The sequence below is a fragment of the Bacillus sp. FSL W8-0645 genome (assembly GCF_038007905.1).
Lineage (GTDB): Bacteria > Bacillota > Bacilli > Bacillales > Bacillaceae > Bacillus > Bacillus pumilus.
On the sequence record NZ_JBBOYC010000001.1, the window covers coordinates 187,952 to 201,585 of the forward strand.

Here is a 13,634-nt window from a genome sequence, read left to right on the forward strand (position 1 = left end):
AACATGGGCAAGTACTTTGGAACTGATGGTGTAAGGGGTGTGGCGAATAGCGAATTAACGCCAGAGCTCGCATTTAAAATTGGGAGATTTGGCGGCTATGTGCTCACGAAGGATAAAGAACGTCCAAAGGTACTCGTTGGGCGAGACACACGTGTATCTGGTCATATGTTAGAAGGAGCGCTCGTAGCAGGCTTACTTTCAATTGGGGCTGAAGTAATGCGTTTAGGTGTGATTTCAACACCTGGAGTGTCTTATTTAACGAAGGCAATGGACGCAGAAGCGGGTGTCATGATCTCTGCTTCTCACAACCCAGTTCAAGATAACGGAATTAAATTCTTCGGTGGTGACGGCTTTAAGCTGTCTGATGAACAGGAGAATGAAATTGAGCAGCTGATGGATCAGCCGGTCGACCAATTGCCACGCCCAGTTGGAGCGGATCTTGGAACGGTCAATGACTACTTTGAAGGCGGTCAGAAATACTTGCAATTCTTGAAGCAGACAGCAGACGAGGATTTCACAGGTATTCACGTGGCGCTTGACTGTGCACACGGTGCAACCTCTTCTCTAGCGACACATTTATTTGCGGATTTAGATGCGGATGTGTCCACAATGGGAACATCACCAAACGGATTGAATATCAATGATGGTGTAGGCTCAACTCATCCAGAGGCACTTTCTGCTTTTATGAAGGAGAAAGGTGCAGATATTGGTCTTGCGTTTGATGGTGACGGTGACCGTCTGATTGCTGTCGATGAAAAAGGTGATATTGTAGACGGCGATCAAATTATGTACATATGTGCACGTTATTTGAAGGGCGAAGGCCGATTAAAGGATGACACTGTCGTATCCACGGTCATGAGTAACCTAGGTTTCTATAAAGCGCTCGAGAAACAAGGCATTAAGAGCATTCAAACCGCTGTTGGTGACCGCTATGTGGTTGAAGCGATGAAAAAGGATGGGTATAATGTCGGCGGTGAGCAATCAGGCCACTTGATTTTCCTTGATTACAATACGACAGGTGATGGCATGCTTTCTGCAATCATGCTTGTCAATACACTCAAAGCAACAGGAAAAACATTGTCAGAGCTTGCCGCTGAAATGGAAAAATTCCCGCAGCTTCTAGTGAATGTGAAAGTGTCTGATAAATATAAAGTAGAAGAAAATGAAAAAGTAAAAGCAGTGATTCAAGAGGTTGAAAAAGAGATGAACGGTGACGGCCGTATTCTTGTTCGTCCATCTGGAACAGAGCCGCTTGTACGTGTCATGGCAGAGGCGAAAACAAAAGAGCTATGTGATGAATATGTGACTCGAATTACCGCTGTTGTGAAGGAAGAAATGGGTATTGAGTAATAGATATCAAAGCAAATCGCTAGCAGCGGTTTGCTTTTTTTCGAATAAACGTCATAAATGGATGGATTTGTACGAATCTTATAGGCGAGGGCAATTTCCTGTTGTCTTCATACATAGGAGAGCACATCAAAGGTAGAACGTGACAAGCCTCATCGCATATAGTGTATGGAGGTCTCCCTTACTTAAAGGAAGGGATCACCTGCTAAATTGTGATTGACGGAGGTCAGACCTTATAGTACAATCATCCTTGTGTTACTGGATTTTTATTCTATCAGGAAAGGCAGGGTAGATGTTCAGCAACTCTCTTATAATTATAGCGCCCGAACTAAGCGATCGGACGAAAGATGCTTAGTTGACGAGGATGGAGGTTATCGAATTTTCGGCGGATGCCTCCCGGCTGATCAGAAAAGAGATCACAGCCGTAAGTGTTTCTTTAAAGCAAAGAGGTGACTCTTTGTACAAAGGGAATACACATGATCTCCCAAATTAAACATGTAGAGAGGGACGAAGAAATGTCCCTTCTATTTTAGTAGGCTTTCTTTGTCCCTTTCACATGATCGGGAGGAAGAATATTTATGTGTGGAATCGTAGGTTATATTGGTCAGAATGATGCGAAGGAAATCTTATTAAAAGGTTTAGAGAAGCTTGAGTACCGTGGGTATGACTCAGCAGGTATCGCTGTGGCAAACGAAGAAGGCGTGCATGTGTTCAAAGAAAAAGGACGTATCGCTGAGCTTCGTGAAGTTGTTGATGCAAACGTAGCATCTTCAGCTGGAATCGGACATACACGCTGGGCAACACACGGTGTACCAAGCCATCTAAATGCGCATCCGCATCAAAGTGCTTCTGGCCGTTTTACGCTTGTTCATAACGGTGTCATCGAGAACTATGTACAATTGACACGCGAATATTTACAAGATGTCCCACTAAAAAGCGACACAGATACAGAGGTTGTTGTTCAAGTCATCGAACAATTTGTGAATAGAGGTCTTGATACAGAGGAAGCTTTCCGTCAAACGCTTCTTCAACTAAAAGGCTCTTACGCAATTGCCCTTTTCGATAACGAAAACAAAGAAACAATCTATGTGGCGAAAAACAAAAGCCCATTATTGGTTGGTTTCGGAGAAGATTTCAACGTTGTCGCTTCTGACGCAATGGCGATGCTTCAAGTAACAAACGAATATGCGGAATTAATGGATAAAGAAATGGTCATTGTCACAAAAGACGAGGTGATCATCAAAAACCTTGACGGTGATATCATGACACGTCCTTCTTATATCGCTGAGCTAGATGCAAGCGACATCGAGAAAGGCACATATCCTCACTACATGTTAAAAGAAACGGATGAGCAGCCGCTTGTTATGCGCAAAATCATCCAAGAATATCAAGACGAAAACGGCAAGCTGTCAGTCGCTGGCGATATCGCAAGCGCAGTAGCAGAAGCAGACCGCATTTACATTGTGGCTTGTGGAACGAGCTACCATGCTGGACTTGTCGGTAAACAATACATTGAAGACTGGGCGAAAGTACCTGTAGAAGTCCATGTAGCAAGTGAATTCTCTTACAACATGCCGCTTCTATCGAAAAAGCCGTTGTTCATCTTCCTTTCTCAATCTGGGGAGACTGCGGACAGCCGTGCTGTACTTGTTCAAGTCAAAGAGCTTGGTCATAAAGCATTAACGATCACAAACGTACCAGGATCTACGCTTTCTCGTGAAGCGGACTTCACATTGCTTCTTCATGCAGGACCAGAAATCGCAGTGGCTTCAACAAAAGCCTACACAGCACAAATCGCTGTACTTGCGATCCTTGCATCCGTTGCAGCTGAATTAAATGGTCAATCTCTTGACTTTGATCTTGTGAAAGAGCTTGGTATTGTGGCAAACGCAATGGAAGCCCTTGTCGATCAAAAGGATGAAATGGAACAAATCGCTCGTGACTTCTTCACAGTGACACGTAACGCATTCTTTATCGGAAGAGGACTTGATTACTATGTGTGCCTTGAAGGTTCACTAAAACTAAAAGAGATCTCTTACATCCAAGCAGAAGGATTTGCTGGCGGAGAACTCAAACACGGCACGATTGCTTTAATTGAAGAAGGCACACCGGTCATTGCCCTTGCAACACAAGAGCACGTGAACCTCAGCATTCGCGGTAACGTCAAAGAAGTCGTTGCACGTGGCGCAAACCCATGTGTCATTTCACTAAAAGGCCTAGAAGACGAAGGCGACCGTTTCGTCCTTCCAGCTGTACACCCAGCACTTGCACCACTTGCATCTGTTGTTCCATTACAGCTAATCGCTTACTACGCAGCCCTTCACCGCGGGTGTGATGTGGATAAACCACGTAACCTTGCGAAGAGTGTGACGGTGGAGTAGGGTTAAATAAAATCGGATTTTTGATACCCCTTTAGATATAATTGTCTAAAGGGGTATTTTTGTGTCTAAAGAACTAATTAAAATGAAAGATATATTCGATAAGATCGTATATGTTCAAGGGAGCGGAATCATTATGAGTGATTATTTAAAAAAGGAAAAACGGGGAATTATTTTTTTCTTCATCGTTTATATCGCATTGTTTATAAGCTCTTATGTGTTGATTGGCGGTCCTGCTACCGTCGAAGGACCGATTTGTGTATTTCTAGGATTCTGTTTCGTTCAATTTCATAAATATAGATCTTTCAAAAAAGATGCAGGTAATAAAAAGAGAATAGGCATACTAAGAGAGCAGCATATAGAGAAGGCCATACAGCTTGAATATTTTAAAAAGAAAGAGAGAAAAACACATGACCAAACCTAAAATCTATACAATGAGCTTTGCAAAAGTCTATCCTCTCTATATCGAAAAGGCAGAGAGAAAAGGACGAACGAAAGCTGAAGTCGATACGATTATTTGTTGGTTAACAGGGTACAGTCCGGAAGAGTTGCAGGAACGGGTGGACAAACAGACAGACGTTGAAACTTTTTTTGCTGAGGCCCCTGAGCTTCATCCTTCCCGCAGTTTAATCAAAGGGGTCATTTGTGGTGTTCGAGTGGAGGATATTGAGGAAGAAACCATGAAAAACATTCGTTATCTGGATAAGCTAATTGATGAATTAGCGAAAGGAAAGAAGATGGAAAAGATTTTGCGAGGTTCATCATAAACATCTATAACACGTAAGCCCAGTGAAGGTGCCTTCACTGGGCTTTTTTATATCTTATAGACCACTCGATCGATAAAAATAAAATCCATTTGAACGAAGTCACCCTTCATGTCGTCAAAAGAAGTGATATCAAAAAAATTGGTGTTTGAAAAGGGAGTGGCGTGGATGGATATGAAGATGATATTACCTCTTATTTTACTGCAAGCGATTTTGATGGTGATTGGTTTGTTCGATTTGCTGAAAAGAGATCCATCGAGGATCAAAGGAGAGGTGAAGTGGGTTTGGGCTTTGGTGATTGTGTTTGTGGCGAGTGTCGGTCCTATTGCGTATTTCATTTTTGGTCGTAAACAATCTTAGTAGGGGGAATTCGTTTGAATATGTTGGAGTGTCATGGGCTGACGAAATCGTATGGTCGGCATGAAATTTTAAAAAATGTTTCGTTTTCTGTTGGGGAGGTTGGATGTGTCGGCTTTTTAGGAGCCAATGGTGCGGGGAAGACAACGACGATTCGGATTTTGACGGGGCTTGCTCGTCCTACGTCTGGTGTCGTGAAGGTGGCGGGTATGGATGTGACGAAGGACATGGATGACATCAGTCATGTGATTGGCTATTGTCCGCAACAGCCTGCATTTTATCAAGATATGACGGGGCAGGAGTGGATGCATTGGGTTGGTGGGTTATTTCAATTAGAGAAAAACATCATTCGATCCAAAACAGATGAATTGTTGAAGCTTTGCCGCATATACGAGGCGAAGGATCGAGCCATTGGCAGCTATAGCGGAGGGATGAAGCAAAGGCTCGCCATTGCACAAGCGCTCATCAACAGCCCGAAGGTTCTTATTCTAGATGAGCCTGTGTCTGCACTTGATCCAATGGGAAGGAAAGATGTCCTGACTTTGATTGAGCGTCTAAAGCATGAGATGTTGATCTTTATGTCGACCCATATTTTAGACGACATTGAACGAGTGGCGGATCATATTATTATGATCAACAGCGGCAAAATTGAGATGTCCTCTTCGATGAAACAGATCAAAGAAGACTATATCCAGCCAGTGATTGAATTTCAATTAGAAGAACAGAATACGAAACTAGTGGCTTTGTTAAAGGAGCGGGATTGGGTGGAGGAATGCATTGAAACAGGAGACGCTTATCAGGTGCGAGTCAACGATCAACAAATGGCATTGAAGGAGCTGCCTCGTCTCATCACTGAAGCTGGCGGTGTTCTCCTCCATTATCGACTATCTAAGCTGACGCTTGAAGATATTTTCATGAAGGTTGTGACGGCGTGATGATGTTTAAAAAGGAATTTAGGGAGTTATTCACTAGTTATAAAATGTTATTTGTGCCGATTATTTTTACGATTTTAATGATCACACAGCCTATTACGCTCAAAATGCTGCCAGATCTTTTGTCGAAATCAGCGAATCTACCTGAAGGGTCCACATTTTATATACCAGAGCCTAGCGCTGGAGAGGCTTTAGCGAGTGCATTGAGTAAGTTCGATTCGCTTGGCGTTTTTATTCTCATTATGATTGTGATGGGGACGATCGCAGGAGAGCGTGCCTCTGGGGTGACGGCGATGATTATGGTGAAACCGATCAGTCGAATGAGTTACTATGTCTCGAAAATATGCACCTATGCTTGTTTGACCTTGTTTAGTTTGGTGGTGGCGGTGCTTGCCTCCGTTTATTATGTGGACATCCAATTTGGGCATGTGGATTGGGTCAATGTGTTAAAAGGAACACTTCTTTATTATCCAAATTTATTGCTGATTGTGGTATCGACCATTTGTGCTTCGGCGTTCTTTCAACGTTCTGTCACAGCTGGCGGTGTATCGCTTTTGATCAACCTTATTTTATTTACTGTTCCTTCATTTTATGAGGATACATTAGGAAAGTTTGCACCGAAAGGCGTAACAAGTGCGGCTGAGGAGATGATTCATAGAGGAACTTATTCGGATCAGGCGCTTACAAGCTTTCTAGGTGTATCGGTATTGATTGGTTTCTTTTTTCTTATTGGATGGTTTCTTTTTAGAAGACAAGAATTATAGCAGGCGGTTGCGATTGTTTCTTCAGGTTTACTATGAGCATAAAAATCTGAATACGGTAGATAGTTTGATATGATGATAAAAATTGACTGTATTTTCAGAAAAGGGGTTTTTATCAATGCGAACATCACGTAATCCGGAGGCCATTCACCCGCCAGTTGCACCATATACTCATCAAATAGAAACAACAGGACCACAGCGGTGGTTAACCCTATCAGGTCAAGTAGGGATGGAGACGGATGGAACAATTCCAGAGAGTCCATTAGAGCAGCTCCAACTAGCATTAGAGAATGTGAAGCGAAACATAGAAGCGGCAGACATGGCCGTAGAAGACATAACGAAATTAGTATTTTATCTCGTAGGAGAGTTCGATGCGGAGAGCAGAAAACGAATCATGGGGCAGTTTTTGGGCGAGCATCGGCCTTGTATGACGATGATTTATGTGGTGGCATTGGCTTCACCTGATCTTAAGGTAGAGGTGGATGCTTGGGCGTGTCAGGAGATTTAATCGGTAAAAGATTGGGTGGTTGATGCTCAATCTTTTTTGTTTTGTGAAATTTTAAGAAATTACCTCTATACCCTTATCTTGTTATTGTCTGTATGGTAATATCAGGGTAAATATTGAGTGGGTCTAATTACATTTACATGTCATCGTAAAAAAACACCATTGATAAGCATACATCACTCTAATAGTAAGGGAGAGATTTGATGCCATTCATGGAGGTTCAGAATATAAGCAAACGATATAGCAATGGTGATGGGATAGAGGGTCTGTCATTTTCCATCGAAGCAGGTGAGGTTGTGGCGCTACTCGGGCCTAATGGTGCCGGGAAGACGACAACGATTCGGTGTTTAACGGGGCTATATAAACCAGATGGAGGGGAAATTCTCATTGAGGGTTTCCCGCCTGGTCATGCCCATGTCCAAAAACAAGTAGCTCTTATTCCTGATCAGCCGTATTTGTATCCAGACTTAACGGCTGCTGAACATGTTCAATTCCGTGCTCGTGGATATCATAAAGGCTTAAAACAGATCAAGGAAAAGGTATATGGAGCGTTGAAAGAAGTACATATGGAAAAAAAGATGAACGAACTGTGCGGAAGGCTGTCAAGAGGCCAAAAGCAGCGTGTCGTCTTAGCAGGGGCCATTGTTCAAGATGCCTCCCTTTTTATATTAGATGAACCGACTGTCGGGTTAGATATTCCGTCAAAACAGTGGCTGGCGGATTGGCTGAGACAAAAAAGCAGTCAAGGTGGGTCGGTCTTTGTGTCGACTCATAGTCTGGAGTTCGTTCTCGATACGGCCAGTAGGGTGGTATTGATACGAGACGGCGCCATCATGAAAAATATGGATGTTCCTCAATTAAAGGAAGAACAGAGTGAGTGGAGGGCAGAAGTCATTCAACTTCTGGGGGAGTGGTCAAGTGAATAACACACTCTCCCTTTTATGGATGAAATCTCAAAGACGCTTGATCAGTAAAAATCAAGAAAAGAAAATGCCTTTTCTGATCTTACTTCTTTTCATTGCGGCTATTGGTTTTCAGCTAAGCGCAGTTTCAAGTATGGGTGATTGGAATGCCGTTGCAGCTGGGTGGATCATTGTCTGTTTGTTTGTTCTCTATGCGGGGTTTGGCTTGTTTACAAATCGGCTGCCTAGTCAAATGAACGATATCATTTGGTTATATGGAAATGGCGCTTCTCTATGGACAGTTGTCATCAGTGTATGGTTATATCACATTTTTTGGCGAGGGGCTCTTCTCATTGTTTCTGCTGTGGCTGCGGATCTACTTCTGTTTTTTATGACGCAGCAGTACCCGTTTCTGCTTGGAAAATCACTCATCCTGACAGGGCTGTTATGTTTGGCTGAAACTTGGATGATTGCGATGTCTTGTGCTAGAACCATTCGAGTATATAAGCGCCTGCTCATACTCGGTTTTGTATTGATGTTTGGCTTCTTTGCACTGCTGGTTTTGAATCAATTCATGATGAAACAGCCCTTCTTGATGAACATTGCTGATTCTTTGATGTTTCAAGCTGGACGTATGATCGAAGAGTTCTCCATTCTTTCTTTCTTCATCTTTATTGGAGTAATGTTCCTATCTTTCATCATGATGTATAGGGCTAGTCATCGTTTAGAGATGAAGGAGTCTTTAGTCAAAGAGGCAGTATTTTGGGAAGAATTTGAGGGGAAACATATTCAATCAAGTCCAATCGTTCAAAAAAAGGTCAAGACGTGGTGGGGGCTTTCGTCATTAACGGGTAGCTGGGCTTTTCTTTGGATTGAATTATTGCTGGTAAAAAAGTATGCTGCCTTTCATTTGTTATCTACCATGCTGTTAATTGGTACTTACTATGTCGTCCTTACTTATTTTTCTGATTGGCTGAATCTATTCTTAATCGTCATCGCTTCATCCGTTCTTTTTAGTTCATATTATGCTGGGATTGTAAGACACGCACAAACAGGAGTGCTCTATCTTTTTCCAGGTGCTTTATATCAAAAAATCATTCTGTTAGAAGTGTTTCAAACCTTTTGGCTGTATGCGTTCTACTTGATTTCTCTTTATTTAATTGAGATTCAGGATGTATTGTATTGGACCTTATTTGGTGGAGGAGTTTATATATGGTTTTTGGCCATACGGCTCTTTGCCTTTATGCAGCCTCTGAGAAGAGAAAGGAGTTTTGCTTTGGCCGCCTATTATCGATCATTGCTATTTGCGTCTGTGATCAGTGCTATGGTTATGATTAGCATTCATCTAATCACTGATGGCTTGTTGACAACAATTGTATCCCTAGTGGCTGGAGCAGGATTTTATGTGCTTTGTTATCGATACCGTGCGGTTCATTAAACAGAGGAGTTGATTGTCAATGAAACCAGAAAATAAGCTGTCTCAATCAGTTCAACAATTGGCAAATACAAATGAAGTAACGATCGTTCAAGCAATAGGGGAATTGAGAAAGTTCGGAAAAGATGCAGTACCCGTCCTTGTTGAGGCTTTAAAAGAAAAAGGATCTCTGCGGAACATTGCAGCAGCTGTACTTGGTGAATTTGGAGCAGATGCGGGAGAAGCAGCTGAGCCACTAGCACAGCTATTAGAAAGTGAAGAAGAGGATACAAGAATGGCCGCTGCCATGTCACTCATGAGGATTGGACAGCCTAGCTTGCCATTCCTTCTGGCACTGGCTAAACGTTATGAGGGACCTACTTGTTTCTGGGCATCATGGTGTATCTCTTGGATTGATCCATCAAAAATTGAAAAAAACATGTACGAGTGCTTAAAACAAGAACAAGAAAATCCAACAGGCAGCGTCACTCCTTTTGCTGCAGAGGAAGCATTAGGGAAGATTATTGCTTTTCAGCTAAAGGAAAAGGGGGATGAATAGTGGAAACGCAAAAACTCAATTGGCCTGAGCACCTCCCTTGGATTTTTCCTTCAGATCAAAGGAGTTTTTAGGGAAATTTAATAGATCGGAAAATGGGAGATAGCTGATTGGAAAAATATTGAAAAAGTTAGAAAAACATTCAATTAGTTAGTAAGTATCAGGGAGGAGAGAGTGTTGTTTCAATCAAATAAAGAATTAAAAAGAAACGTCATTTTTTTCGCAGGGATTGGAGCGGTTTTGTTGATTTTAATGATATTGAAATGGTTTCCGATTTCTGCAGACTGGGAGTTGACGTTGATTTTATTCGGATTGGGGATTTTGTTTTATGTGAAGCGTGTGATGAGGAAAGAAGAAAGTCATCATTCATTATGATACCTAGAATATATATTCTGGGTTTTTTTATTAAATTTACCTTAAAACGCATGTTTTTACATGGGTGTAGAGACCAATTTTTTAAAAGTGTGGTAGGATAAATATGCTTTTATATTTTCCGAAGGAGCTGTCGAGTTGAAGGGGTCTAGGGTTGAGATAATTGATAGTTTGCGTGGTTTTAGTTTATTAGGTATTTTGATCGTGAATATGCTTAATTTTCAATATGATTATGATTTTGAGAAAATGTTTGATTCGAGTTTTTGGGGGCAGGAATTTGGCGTTTATGTAACGGAAATTTTGTTCCAGGGGTCGTTTTATCCGATTTTCTCCTTTTTGTTTGGATATTCTTTTATCAAGCTGATTGAATCTACGAAAGCTAAGGGACTAAATACGAATGCCATTGTCGTCCGCCGTGGTTTTGGTCTGATTGTGCTTGGAATGCTGCATTACATCTTTATTTGGAATGGTGACATTCTTCTTTATTATGGAGCTTGTATGCTTTTCTTGATGATGTTTATGAGCAGCCGGATCAAAACAATGCTGATTTGGTCGGGTGTGTTAGGTGCATTGTCATTGGTGGTTTTGCCATATCTGATGACCTTTGTTTATGGAAATGATGATTTGTTAACTGATGTGTATGCGAAGGGTGCATACGGTGATATTTTATTGAGCCGGATTACGATTGAAGACGATATGATGATTGTGACCATTATTATGGCGATCGTGACCATTACGCTGATGCCAATCCTAGGTTTTCTATTCGGTACGATCATGGTGGGTCCATTTGCACTGCTTGGCATGGCTATTGGGAAAAAAGGTCATTTGACAGAAGTAGATCGAGGCATGGCTTATCGTAAAGGCTGGGTTGGGATGATTATCATCGGGCTCGCCTTAAAGTGTGCGACGTTCATTGATGCTCCTTGGAGTGAAATGGTGATGACGTTAGGTGCCTATGTTCTGACGATCGGTTATATTCAAGCCTTTATTGTTTTTTACTATTCAAAGGCTGCTCAAGGGTTGAAACGTCTGCTTGCAGGACTTGGCAGATTGTCTTTATCAAACTATTTGGCTCAATCTATCATTTGTACAACGATTTTCTATTCTTATGGACTTGGTCTATTTGGACAGATGGGGTCAATGTTTGGACTGCTGCTCGCTGTCGGACTGTATACAGCACAGCTGTTCATCAGCTATCTCTATTTGAAAAAATGGAGAAGAGGTCCGGTGGAGTGGATGATGGGAAAATGGGTGTATTGGAGATAAATTTTGTTGGGGAAGGCCGCATAGCTGAAAAGCTGTGCGGTTTTTTAGTTGAGTTGCAATCAAAAAATGGTTGATTATTCTTTCAGTGTGTATATAATGTATATATAGTGTATATACAATATTTCGTTCCAAACACCAGTACAGAAAAAAAGAGGTTTTTATATGCAAATTACGATTTCAAACCACTCTAAGGAGCCCATCTATGAGCAAATTACGAATCAAATTAAATCGATGATTTTAACGGGTGAGCTGGCGGAAGGCGCGGCACTACCGTCTATTCGAAAGCTGGCGAAGGATTTGCAAATCAGCGTCATCACAACAAAGCGGGCATATGAAGAGTTAGAGAAGGCAGGATTTATTTATTCGATTGTCGGTAAGGGATCGTTTGTTGCCGAGCAAAACCTAGAGGTCATGAGAGAGAAGAAATTGAAGGTGATTGAGGAACAGCTTGGAGCAGTTGTTACAAACGGCAAGGAATTAGGCTTATCTTTTGATGAATTGCAGCAGTTATTAAAGTTCTTGTATGAGGAGTGAGATGAGTGGAGCACGTGATTGAATTCAAAGGAGTATCAAAACGATTCAAGGACTTTTCTGTTCAGAATCTTGATTTACAGGTCAAAAAAGGCTTTGTTACAGGGTTTATTGGAGAAAATGGCGCTGGTAAGTCGACTACGATTAAAATGATTATGAATTTATTAAAACCAGATTCGGGTGAGATTAAAATCTTCGGATTAGATTACCGCACCCATGAAAAAGAGATTAAGGAACGAATCGGCTTTGTTTACGATGCTAACGTTTTTTTCCCAGGATTGAATTTAAAGGACATTAAACGAATTGTGGCACCTGCCTATAAACGCTGGGATGACCAGCTTTTTTATCAATATATTGAACAGTTTGGTCTGCCGTTGAATAAAGCGATCAAAACATTTTCAAAAGGGATGCAGATGAAGGCGTCACTTGCGATTGCGCTGTCGCATCATGCCGAGCTGATTATCATGGATGAACCAACTGCTGGGTTGGATCCGGTCTTTAGAAGAGAGCTACTCGGCACGTTACAAGAATTGATGATTGATGGAAATCGAACGATTTTTTTCTCGACGCATATGACGACTGATTTAGATCGCATTGCAGATTATATTGCGTTTATACAAAATGGAAGATTGGTTTTTCAACAGTCGATTCATGAGGTGGCGGAGAATTATGCGCTGGTGAAGGGGAGCCTGGATTTATTGGATCGAGACACAGAAAAGGCGTTTATCCATATTCAGCGTACGGCAGCCGGATTTGAAGCATTAACAGATCGGATTGATGAGGTGAAACTTATTTTTGGGGATGCTGTTGTGATTGAACCGGCGTCGCTTGAGGATATCATGTTTTATTTGAAAGGCGGGGTTGCGCATGTTTCATTTAATTAAGCGTGATGTGATTTTGCAAAAGAAGCAGTTACTTATTTTTATTCCGTTTATCTTATTTTTTATTTTCATGGATGTCCATCCAGTATTGACGTTTCTAGTCGCTAGTGTCTTCATTCCATTTAACACATACGCTTATGATGAGAAGGCAGAAACGAATATTCTATTAAATTCTTTGCCTTATACACGGAATGAAATTATTGCATCTCGTTATCTTGGTGCCGTTTTTTATATGGTCATTGCGATCGGGCTGACAAGTGTTGCTTTATTTAGTTTTGGGAAGCTGTTTTCGATGACGGATATTGCTCTTGGCAGCGGGTTGTTTTTATTGTTCGCGGCGTGTACGTTTCCATTGTTTTATATCTTAAAGCCTGGTTATATCACAACGGCAGTGCTCATTGGCTTTATCCTATTATCTGCTATGGGACCGCCAGTTGTTCTCTATTTAGCAGAGCAATTCAGTGGAATCACTGATTTTATGATGAATTTATCGATCCCTATTTTATATACGGGATCAACTGTGCTGATTATGCTCATCTACTTGCTGTCTTGGGGACTTTCTACTGCGATTTACCAGAGGAAAGTGTTCTAATTCAGATGATCACATCATTTTTAGAGAATCATTCATTTTGAGGTAAGACTTTCAAAATGGATGATTCTTATTTTTT

Annotated in this window: 16 protein-coding genes; all 16 read left to right on the forward strand. The window is 41.5% G+C overall.

Features of this window, described 5'->3' with window-relative positions; all coding sequences use genetic code 11:
- The first annotated feature begins 3 nt into the window (after positions 1–3).
- The 16 genes from glmM (at position 4) to NST39_RS01160 (ending at position 13,558) form a co-directional block, all read left to right on the forward strand.
- Positions 4–1,350 carry a phosphoglucosamine mutase gene (gene glmM / locus NST39_RS01085; protein ID WP_044139154.1) on the forward strand — a complete coding sequence of 449 codons (1,347 nt, stop codon included), beginning with the start codon at positions 4–6 and terminating at the stop codon, positions 1,348–1,350.
- A 575-nt stretch (positions 1,351–1,925) separates the two neighbouring features.
- The gene (glmS, locus tag NST39_RS01090; RefSeq protein WP_185108656.1) at positions 1,926–3,728 is read left to right on the forward strand and encodes a glutamine--fructose-6-phosphate transaminase (isomerizing); all 1,803 of its coding nucleotides are present in this window, start codon (positions 1,926–1,928) and stop codon (positions 3,726–3,728) included.
- Positions 3,729–3,789: 61 nt separating this feature from the next.
- Positions 3,790–4,149 carry a hypothetical protein gene (locus tag NST39_RS01095; protein WP_341026529.1) on the forward strand — a complete coding sequence of 120 codons (360 nt, stop codon included), beginning with the start codon at positions 3,790–3,792 and terminating at the stop codon, positions 4,147–4,149.
- Complete coding sequence (locus tag NST39_RS01100; protein ID WP_341026530.1) at positions 4,136–4,492, forward strand: DUF2200 domain-containing protein; 357 nt, start codon at positions 4,136–4,138, stop codon at positions 4,490–4,492. The genes NST39_RS01095 and NST39_RS01100 overlap by 14 nt, the downstream gene beginning before the upstream one ends.
- Before the next feature lie 165 nt (positions 4,493–4,657).
- Positions 4,658–4,849 (forward strand): PLD nuclease N-terminal domain-containing protein, encoded by a 192-nt coding sequence (locus tag NST39_RS01105; RefSeq protein WP_341026533.1) that lies wholly within the window; start codon positions 4,658–4,660, stop codon positions 4,847–4,849.
- A gap of 14 nt (positions 4,850–4,863) precedes the next feature.
- On the forward strand, positions 4,864–5,781 hold the full coding sequence (locus NST39_RS01110; protein WP_326848228.1) for an ABC transporter ATP-binding protein: 918 nt from the start codon (positions 4,864–4,866) through the stop codon (positions 5,779–5,781).
- Positions 5,778–6,542: an ABC transporter permease gene (locus NST39_RS01115; RefSeq protein ID WP_341026537.1), complete on the forward strand. Its 765-nt coding sequence runs from the start codon at positions 5,778–5,780 to the stop codon at positions 6,540–6,542. The genes NST39_RS01110 and NST39_RS01115 overlap by 4 nt, the downstream gene beginning before the upstream one ends.
- 115 nt (positions 6,543–6,657) lie before the next feature.
- Positions 6,658–7,047 carry a RidA family protein gene (locus tag NST39_RS01120; RefSeq protein ID WP_341026538.1) on the forward strand — a complete coding sequence of 130 codons (390 nt, stop codon included), beginning with the start codon at positions 6,658–6,660 and terminating at the stop codon, positions 7,045–7,047.
- Positions 7,048–7,247: 200 nt separating this feature from the next.
- The gene (locus NST39_RS01125; protein ID WP_126741715.1) at positions 7,248–7,970 is read left to right on the forward strand and encodes an ABC transporter ATP-binding protein; all 723 of its coding nucleotides are present in this window, start codon (positions 7,248–7,250) and stop codon (positions 7,968–7,970) included.
- Entirely contained in the window at positions 7,963–9,384 is a 1,422-nt protein-coding gene (skfF, locus tag NST39_RS01130) for a sporulation killing factor system integral membrane protein (protein WP_341026541.1), read from the forward strand. Before NST39_RS01125 ends, skfF begins: the two co-directional genes overlap by 8 nt.
- Before the next feature lie 19 nt (positions 9,385–9,403).
- Positions 9,404–9,919, forward strand: a complete 516-nt coding sequence (locus NST39_RS01135) for a HEAT repeat domain-containing protein (RefSeq protein WP_050943428.1) — start codon at positions 9,404–9,406, stop codon at positions 9,917–9,919.
- Between the two features lie 174 nt (positions 9,920–10,093).
- Positions 10,094–10,291, forward strand: a complete 198-nt coding sequence (locus NST39_RS01140) for a hypothetical protein (RefSeq protein ID WP_341026543.1) — start codon at positions 10,094–10,096, stop codon at positions 10,289–10,291.
- A gap of 135 nt (positions 10,292–10,426) precedes the next feature.
- Positions 10,427–11,554: a DUF418 domain-containing protein gene (locus NST39_RS01145; RefSeq protein ID WP_341026544.1), complete on the forward strand. Its 1,128-nt coding sequence runs from the start codon at positions 10,427–10,429 to the stop codon at positions 11,552–11,554.
- A gap of 162 nt (positions 11,555–11,716) precedes the next feature.
- The gene (locus NST39_RS01150) at positions 11,717–12,088 is read left to right on the forward strand and encodes a GntR family transcriptional regulator (RefSeq protein WP_003217079.1); all 372 of its coding nucleotides are present in this window, start codon (positions 11,717–11,719) and stop codon (positions 12,086–12,088) included.
- A gap of 5 nt (positions 12,089–12,093) precedes the next feature.
- Positions 12,094–12,969 (forward strand): ABC transporter ATP-binding protein, encoded by an 876-nt coding sequence (locus NST39_RS01155; protein ID WP_003216953.1) that lies wholly within the window; start codon positions 12,094–12,096, stop codon positions 12,967–12,969.
- Positions 12,953–13,558, forward strand: a complete 606-nt coding sequence (locus NST39_RS01160; RefSeq protein ID WP_126741718.1) for an ABC-2 transporter permease — start codon at positions 12,953–12,955, stop codon at positions 13,556–13,558. Before NST39_RS01155 ends, NST39_RS01160 begins: the two co-directional genes overlap by 17 nt.
- The last annotated feature ends 76 nt before the right edge of the window (positions 13,559–13,634 follow it).